Genomic DNA, 6,346 nt, shown 5'->3' on the forward strand with positions numbered 1-6,346 from the left:
CGTCGCGCGCGCGATGTCACAACGGCAGCATGAACACTGCCCGTATTTCACAAATCACCCCCGTTGCTTTGGCCGCCGATGGCGGTGCCGCACCCGAGTGGGTCCAACTGACCCCCAAGGGGCCGGAGCTTGCCGCAAATGACGGGCGCAAGCATCGGCTGACACGGCCCGACCAGGTGATCGCAGCCTTCCGCGCCTACGGCCACCCGCTGCCGATCGATGTCGAGCACGCAACGCACGTCCGCGCCGATCAGGGTCTTGAAGCCCCGGCCTACGGCTGGGTGCGCGAGATCGAAACCCGCGACGGCGCGCTTTGGGGGCGTGTCGAGTGGAACGAACAGGGGGCCGCCTGGGTCGCCTCCAAGGCCTACAAGTTTCTGTCGATCGGCTACGCAGCCGACCCCGCGACCGGCGAGATCACCCGTCTGATCTCTGTCGGTCTCACCAACACCCCCGGTTTCAAAATGCCAGAGCTCGCGAAGGCGGGCACCACACAGGAGAACCAAACCATGGACAAAGCCGTCCTCGACGCGCTGGGGCTTGCCTCGGACGCGACCGCCGCCGACGCGGTGGCCAAGATCAAGGACCTCAAGCTGGAGGTCCACACCGCCAGCGCCAAGGCACCGGACCCGACGCTCTACGTCGCCAAGGCGCAGCTTGATGCGGCCAACGCCAAGCTGACCGAGATGGAAGAGGCGGAAACCGCCCGCGCCGAACTGGCCATCACGGCAGCCGTCGATGCGGGCGTCGCCGCGGGCAAGATCGCGCCCGCTGCCAAGGACGGGTTCCTCGCCATGGCCAAGGTGCAGGGCATCGAGGCCTTTACCGCGACGGTCGCAAAGATGCCGGTCATCGTCGGCGGCAAGTCCGAGCTGGACGACAAGGACCCCGACAAGAAATCCACCACGCTCTCCGCCGAGGAGATCGCCGTCGCAAAACAGATGGGTCTGACCGAGGCGGAATTCGCCACGGCCAAGGCCGAACAGGAGGCCTGATCCATGGCTATCATCACCCCCGCCCTTCTCCTGGCGCTGAACACCTCGATCCAGAAGGCGTTCAAGGATGCCTACGCCCAGATGACGGTCGATCCGTTCTGGAAAAAGGTCGCCACGCTGGTGCCGTCCACGACCAGTTCCAACACCTACGGCTGGCTGCAGGATTTCCCGCAGTTGCGCGAATGGATCGGCGACCGTGTCGTCAAGGACATGAAGTCCCAGGGCTACGAGATCACCAACCGCCTGTTCGAGGCTACGCTCGGCGTCAAACGCACCGCGATCGAGGATGATCAATACGGTCACTATTCCCCGATTGCCGCGCACATGGGTCAGGAATCCGCACAGCACCCCGACCGCCTGATCTCTGACCTGATGGGGCAAGGCACCGCCTCGCTCTGCTACGACGGGCAGAACTTCTTTGATACCGATCATCCGGTCTATGCGAACCCTGACGGTACAGGCGCTGTCTCGACCGTCGCCAACTACGCCGACGGCGTGGAACCCGCCTGGTATCTGCTGGACACCCGCAAGGTGCTCAAGCCGTTCATCTTCCAGGAACGCACCAAGCCCGAGATGACCATGAAAATGGACCCCAAGACCTCGGACGTGGTGTTCGCCAAGGACGAGTTTCAGTGGGGCATCCGGTATCGCTGCGAGGCGGGCTTCGGCTTCTGGCAGATGGCCTATTGCTCGCGCCAGCCGCTGACGGTCGCCAACTTCGAGGCTGCCCGCACCGCGATGCGCAAGGTGACAGCCGACGGCGGTCGCCCGCTGGGGATCGCGCCCAACATGATCGTCGTCAACGCCGACAACCAGTCCGCGGCCGAGGACATCTTTGCGGTCCGCAGCCTGCCGAACGGTGGCGACAACAAGCATTACAACAAGGTCGAGATCGTCGTTGACGACTGGGCCGCGTAAGGGAGCGCGCGCATGAAACTCTTCATTCAAGCCACCACACCGTCGGGCACGTTTTTCCGGGCCGGGCGGATGTGGACCAAGGACGGCACCGTCGTGGACAGCGACGACTTCACCGACGCCGACGCGAAGGCGATCGAGAACGAGCCGCACCTGAAGGTCCGCACCGCCACCCCGGCCGAGATCGCGGCGAGCGACGTGCCGGCTGCGATACCGACAGAGGCCGAGGTCATCGACGCGCTGCTGTCCGCGATCCCGCAAATGGCGGACGACGATTTCACCAAGGCCGGTCTGCCCGACATGGGCAAGCTGCGCGCCGCCGTGGCGATCGACGACAAGCTGGTCACGCCAGAGCTGCGCGACGCGGCGATGGAGCAGCTCGTAAAAGGTGGCTTCAAGGCCCCGTTGAAAGCCTGATCCCATTCGGCACCGCAGCAAGCAGACATCCTCCCCAGATGGCTGCGGCTGCCGATACGCCCGCCCCCGCCTGGCAGCGTCGGGGGCGGGCACGAAGACAAGGGGAAGCCATCGCGCCCCGCATCGCTGCACCGTCCGGTGGAACAAGCCCGGACCCGATGGCCCAGGGGGAGGATGGCCCCCACGAATTTCGAGGACACCATGTACGCAAGCCAGGACGACATCATCACGCTCTACACCGCCGACGCGCTGGTCGTGGCCGATCGCGACGGTGACGGTGTGCCCGACGACGCGGCGATCACCCGCGCCCTGCGCTCGGCCAGTGCCGAGATCGATGGCTATGTCGGTGTCCGCTACGACCTGCCGCTGGCCGATCCCCACGACATCCTGACGCAATACTGCGTTGATATCGCGCTATACCGACTGGCTGGGTCGTCCAGCACGATGACCGAGGAATTGCGCCAGCGATACGAGGACGCGATGGCCGCCCTCAAGCGGATCGCCAAGGGCGAGATGCGCCTGACCATCGCCCCGGTCGCGGGCGAAGACCCTAAAGACGGCGGCCCCAACCCGCTGACGATCGGCGGACCCGCGCGTCTGTTCTCACGCGACAAGATGCGGGGGCTCTGATGGTCGGGGTCGTCGCACAGTTTGAACTCGACACCGCCATGGTAGAGGCCGGTTTGCGTGACCTTGCCGCCTGGCAGATCGATGCGCTGGCCTTCAACATCGGCGCGCTGCTGGAGACTGCAACCAAGGAACGCATCGCCGACGACAAGGCCGGTCCCGACGGCGAGCCTTGGGCCGCATGGTCGGAAGGCTATGCCGCGACGCGCAGCGCGCGCCATTCGCTGTTGGTCGGTGACGGTCTGCCCGGCCTGCTGGACAGCATCCAGAACTATTCCGACGGCCCCGAGGCGCGGGTCGGCACCAACCTCGTCTACGGCGCGATCCACCAGTTTGGCGGCGAAGAGGTAGGCAAGCCGGGTCTGCCCGCGCGGCCCTACCTGGGCCTGTCCGATCGGGATCGCCGGGACATCGCAGAACTGGTGACCGGTGACCTGAACGAGGTGCTGCAATGACCGGCCTGCTGCAGGAGCTGCCGGAGGCTGTCGCAGCCCGCCTCAAGGAGGTGCTACCCGCAACCCGGACCTGCAAGGGCATCACCGGGCGGTTCAACCTCGAACGGCTCAAATCCGACGCGATCCAGACGCCCGCCGTGCTGGTGTCGATCCTCGACATCAAGCAGGCGGACACCGCTGCCGGTGCATTCCACACCTTTGATCTCGCCATGGCGGCGTTCATCGTGACCAAGGACGCGCTGGGGCTGGACCGCGATGCTGCTGCTGCCGCGATGATGGGCGCGCTGGCGACCGCCGTTCCCGACCGTCGCTGGGGCCGCCCGGATTGCGGTCAGGCGCGCAACGTGCGTGGTCAGTCCGTCGTGACCGCTGGTTGGCAAAAGTCTGCCGCCAGCCTCTGGGCCGTCACCTGGACGCAGCCCTGCACCTTTGATCCCGCCGTAGAAGACGCACCGTTGGGCGTGGACCTCTATGTCGGTCAATCGCCGGACATCGGGGCGGACCACATCAATGAATACACCCGGATCGGAGAAGCACGATGAGCCTCGCCGATGCCGAAGCCGATCGCCGTATCGCCAATGTCCTGCAAGTCGGGACCATCCTGTCCGTCGATCCCGCCGGACCCAGCGTTGCCGTCAACCTGGGCGACATCACGATCCCCGCCGCTGCCGTCGGCATGATGCGCGCGGGCGGCCTGTCGCTGTGGTGGATGCCTGCCGTCGGTGAACAGGTCCTGGTCGCATGCCCTGGCGGTGACATGGCCCGCGCCATCGTCGTGTGCGGGATCTTCGCGGGCAACGCGCCCTCCGACGATGCCACCGTGCCGCTGTTCGAGCTGGCCGGCGGCGAAATCCACTTCAACGGCACCCTGATCGTAAGCGGCGATGTCATCGCCGGAGGGATCAGCCTGCAAAACCACATCCACGGCGGCGTCACAGCCGGTGCCGCCACAACCGAAGGACCGCAGTGATGACCAAACCGAGCAAAGCCAACCCCGCGGCCACGCCAGATCCGCGCAATTCCTATGTGGCCAATGCGTCCGGGTGGATCGCGGGCGCGTACCGCAAGAAAGGCGACACCCTGCAGCTGACACCGCAGGCCGCCGCCTATGAGAACGTGACACCCGCGCCCGAGGCCAAGGAGGCGAAGTGACTGGCCTCAGCCGCCATACCGGTCAGCGCCTGACCCTGGACGCGCATCTGGCGCAGTCCGTCGGTGTGATCCTGTCCACGCCCAAGGGCAGCCGCGTGCTGCGGCGTGACTTTGGGTCGGACCTGCCGCGCCTGATCGACATGCCGGTCACACCCGCGACGGTGATCGAGGTCTATGCCGCGACGGCCGAGGCGATTGATCTGTGGGAACCGCGCCTGACCCTGCGCCGCGTCAGCGTGATCGCCAGTGCTGCCGGTCGCGTGACCCTTGAGTTGGAAGCCGAAATCGCAGGCGAGGTCACGACCCGCACGATCCCGGTCGAGGTGGCGGCATGACCCGGTTCACGCAGATCGATCTGGAAAACCTGCCCGCGCCCCAGGTGGTCGAGACGCTGGACGTCGAGGCGATCTTTGCCCGCAAGCGTGACGCCTTGCTGGCGCTGGCACCTGACCTTGCACCGGTGCTGGCGCTCGAAAGCGAGCCGCTGACGATGTATCTGCAGCGCGACGCCTTTGATGAGGTGCTGTTGCGGGCTGCCGTTAACGACGGCGCGCGCGCCGTGATGCCCGCCTATGCGACCGGCGCAAACCTCGATCAGCTTGCGGCCTTCTACGGTGTGGCGCGTCTTGTCCTCGCCCCGGCGCAGCCGGACGCCACGCCACCGGTCGCAGCGGTGATGGAAAGCGACAGCGATTTCCGCAGCCGCATGCAGTTGGCGCTTGAGGCACAGACGACAGCCGGCACCGTCGGGTCGTATCTGTTCTTTGCCAGGTCCGCCGATCCGCGTGTGCGCGACATCGCGGTCGCCAACCTCGCGCCCGGCGTCGTGGGCATCCGTGTTCTGGCCGAGGCCGGTGACGGCTCCGCACCTGCGGACCTTTTACAGGCCGTTGAAACCGCGTTGAACGATGATTTCGTCCGGCCCCTGACCGATCTGGTGCAGGTCGAGAGTGCGGTCATCGTGCCGTACCAGGTCGCCGCCACGCTGACCTTTTACGACGGTCCCGACAGTGCGGTGGTGCTGGAGACATCGCGTGCCGCCGTCACCGCCTACGTCGCCGCGCGCCGCCTGATCGGTGAGAACGTTACGCGCTCCGGCCTCTTTGCCGCCCTGCACGGTGCTGGCGTCCAGAACGTGGTTCTCGCCAGTCCCGCCGCCGATATCGAGATCGATGGCACCAGGGCCGCGTTCTGCACAGACATCACCCTGACCGCAGGGGGCATCGATGCTTGATCAATCCCTCCTGCCTTCCAACGCCACCATGCTCGACCGCGCGATCGAAACCGCGACGGCTGTGCCTGACGATCTCAAGTTCGACATCGGCCGCGTCGGTCGGGTGGCGGATTGTCCGGCGGACCTGCTGCCCTGGCTCGCCTGGGCGATGTCCGTCGATAATTGGGACGCGACCTGGTCGGATGCCGTCAAACGCGCCGTGATCGCGCGGTCGGTCGAGGTGCATCGCCGCAAGGGCACACGCGGGGCCGTCATCGCGGCCCTCGATGCAGCCGGGATCGATGCCGTGCTGGAGGAATGGTTCCAGTACGATGGCGTCCCGCACACCTTCCGCCTCGATATCGGCATGGAGCGGATCGAGGACTCCGGCCGCCGCGCCGATGACGCCTTTGTCCAGGACGTGGCCCGCATCGTCGAAAGCATCAAGCCGGTCCGGTCCCAATACGCACTGCGCGTCAGATCGACCGTCGCCAGCGGCGGCGTCACCGCCACCGGCATGCGCGCGCGCCTCGATGCGACCGGCATCCTGCGGCCCGCGGTGCCGGTCAACG

Annotated in this window: 11 protein-coding genes; all 11 read left to right on the forward strand. The window is 66.3% G+C overall.

Annotation, left to right across the window (positions count from 1 at the left end; all coding sequences use genetic code 11):
* Window positions 1–29 precede the first annotated feature (29 nt).
* Complete coding sequence (locus AN189_RS17895) at window positions 30–995, forward strand: phage protease (protein WP_083484501.1); 966 nt, start codon at window positions 30–32, stop codon at window positions 993–995.
* A 3-nt stretch (window positions 996–998) separates the two neighbouring features.
* A complete protein-coding gene (locus tag AN189_RS17900; RefSeq protein ID WP_056039299.1) occupies window positions 999–1,913 on the forward strand; it encodes a Mu-like prophage major head subunit gpT family protein in 915 nt (304 codons plus the stop codon).
* Window positions 1,914–1,925: 12 nt separating this feature from the next.
* Window positions 1,926–2,327, forward strand: a complete 402-nt coding sequence (locus AN189_RS17905; protein WP_056039303.1) for a hypothetical protein — start codon at window positions 1,926–1,928, stop codon at window positions 2,325–2,327.
* A gap of 174 nt (window positions 2,328–2,501) precedes the next feature.
* Window positions 2,502–2,957: a gp436 family protein gene (locus AN189_RS17910; RefSeq protein WP_056039306.1), complete on the forward strand. Its 456-nt coding sequence runs from the start codon at window positions 2,502–2,504 to the stop codon at window positions 2,955–2,957.
* Window positions 2,957–3,409 (forward strand): phage virion morphogenesis protein, encoded by a 453-nt coding sequence (locus tag AN189_RS17915; RefSeq protein ID WP_056039309.1) that lies wholly within the window; start codon window positions 2,957–2,959, stop codon window positions 3,407–3,409. Before AN189_RS17910 ends, AN189_RS17915 begins: the two co-directional genes overlap by 1 nt.
* Window positions 3,406–3,951 carry a hypothetical protein gene (locus tag AN189_RS17920; RefSeq protein WP_056039313.1) on the forward strand — a complete coding sequence of 182 codons (546 nt, stop codon included), beginning with the start codon at window positions 3,406–3,408 and terminating at the stop codon, window positions 3,949–3,951. Before AN189_RS17915 ends, AN189_RS17920 begins: the two co-directional genes overlap by 4 nt.
* Window positions 3,948–4,379, forward strand: a complete 432-nt coding sequence (locus tag AN189_RS17925; protein WP_056039316.1) for a phage baseplate assembly protein V — start codon at window positions 3,948–3,950, stop codon at window positions 4,377–4,379. The genes AN189_RS17920 and AN189_RS17925 overlap by 4 nt, the downstream gene beginning before the upstream one ends.
* A complete protein-coding gene (locus AN189_RS17930; RefSeq protein ID WP_056039319.1) occupies window positions 4,379–4,561 on the forward strand; it encodes a hypothetical protein in 183 nt (60 codons plus the stop codon). The genes AN189_RS17925 and AN189_RS17930 overlap by 1 nt, the downstream gene beginning before the upstream one ends.
* Window positions 4,558–4,896: a GPW/gp25 family protein gene (locus tag AN189_RS17935; protein ID WP_056039322.1), complete on the forward strand. Its 339-nt coding sequence runs from the start codon at window positions 4,558–4,560 to the stop codon at window positions 4,894–4,896. The genes AN189_RS17930 and AN189_RS17935 overlap by 4 nt, the downstream gene beginning before the upstream one ends.
* The gene (locus tag AN189_RS17940) at window positions 4,893–5,795 is read left to right on the forward strand and encodes a baseplate J/gp47 family protein (protein WP_056039325.1); all 903 of its coding nucleotides are present in this window, start codon (window positions 4,893–4,895) and stop codon (window positions 5,793–5,795) included. The genes AN189_RS17935 and AN189_RS17940 overlap by 4 nt, the downstream gene beginning before the upstream one ends.
* The coding region (locus tag AN189_RS17945; protein ID WP_056039328.1) for a phage tail protein I at window positions 5,788–6,346 on the forward strand (559 nt) is incomplete at its 3' end. The genes AN189_RS17940 and AN189_RS17945, both read left to right, overlap by 8 nt.

The organism is Loktanella sp. 3ANDIMAR09 (assembly GCF_001420005.1).
Classification (GTDB): domain Bacteria; phylum Pseudomonadota; class Alphaproteobacteria; order Rhodobacterales; family Rhodobacteraceae; genus Loktanella.

What these genes read in the sequence shown, in the direction of transcription:
- AN189_RS17900 (WP_056039299.1), top strand. Translation starts at nt 999, where the DNA reads ATGGCTATCATCACCCCCGCCCTTCTCCTGGCGCTGAACACCTCGATC.
- AN189_RS17905 (WP_056039303.1), top strand. Translation starts at nt 1,926, where the DNA reads ATGAAACTCTTCATTCAAGCCACCACACCGTCGGGCACGTTTTTCCGG.
- AN189_RS17925 (WP_056039316.1), top strand. Translation starts at nt 3,948, where the DNA reads ATGAGCCTCGCCGATGCCGAAGCCGATCGCCGTATCGCCAATGTCCTG.
- AN189_RS17910 (WP_056039306.1), top strand. Translation starts at nt 2,502, where the DNA reads ATGGCCCCCACGAATTTCGAGGACACCATGTACGCAAGCCAGGACGAC.
- AN189_RS17920 (WP_056039313.1), top strand. Translation starts at nt 3,406, where the DNA reads ATGACCGGCCTGCTGCAGGAGCTGCCGGAGGCTGTCGCAGCCCGCCTC.
- AN189_RS17915 (WP_056039309.1), top strand. Translation starts at nt 2,957, where the DNA reads ATGGTCGGGGTCGTCGCACAGTTTGAACTCGACACCGCCATGGTAGAG.
- AN189_RS17940 (WP_056039325.1), top strand. Translation starts at nt 4,893, where the DNA reads ATGACCCGGTTCACGCAGATCGATCTGGAAAACCTGCCCGCGCCCCAG.
- AN189_RS17930 (WP_056039319.1), top strand. Translation starts at nt 4,379, where the DNA reads ATGACCAAACCGAGCAAAGCCAACCCCGCGGCCACGCCAGATCCGCGC.
- AN189_RS17895 (WP_083484501.1), top strand. Translation starts at nt 30, where the DNA reads ATGAACACTGCCCGTATTTCACAAATCACCCCCGTTGCTTTGGCCGCC.